We start from the raw sequence: 635 nt of genomic DNA on the forward strand, positions 1-635 counted from the left end.
ACGCGACGCGATCCGCCAATTGCGTTTTACCTTGCGCCCTTAACAGCGCATCTAAACCTTTACCGTTCGCAAAATACAACTGATGCAAGCTTTCGAGGTTAGCTTTTAAGTTAGAGAGCGAGGTTTCTGAGCGCCAAGACTCCGAGAAGTAAGGACGAGGATGCCCTATCTTGGCTAGCGGACGGCTGAGCTTTTTCATGCTGTATTCTAGCTGGTTAGAAAGCAGCGAAATGTACTCCGATTCCCACTCTGTCTTTTGCAAAGACTTCCACGGGTTTTGAGCCCAAGAATTAGCGATGATCTGTGCTTTATCGTGCAAGTTTTCGGCAATAGCAACACCTGAGGCACATACATTGCTATTGGTATTAAGCGTGGATGCATCATCATAAAGTAACCATTCCAACGCCCCTAAACCTTGCACAGTCACGCTTTGTGTCGAGATCTCTTCCACTGTCCAAACTTTATCGGCTTTAGTCAGCGCCGACATTTTACGCCCGGTGGTATTTTTTTTATCGGGCCAGAATTGTACGTTCCAGCTTTGCTCCAGCGCGGTCGCGGGGCCACGTTCCTGTCCTTGAAGCGCCATCCAAGCCAGCATGGTGCTGTGCCACTGTTGTTGTACTGGTTCCACGTCA

General features: G+C 49.1%; 1 protein-coding gene. It reads right to left on the reverse strand.

The features are described from left to right. Positions 1 to 635 (reverse strand): imelysin family protein (locus R8O10_RS25870; protein WP_318192048.1); only part of this gene is annotated, 635 nt, incomplete at both ends.

The organism is Vibrio sp. 1727 (assembly GCF_033344415.1).
GTDB classification, from domain to species: domain Bacteria; phylum Pseudomonadota; class Gammaproteobacteria; order Enterobacterales; family Vibrionaceae; genus Vibrio; species Vibrio alginolyticus.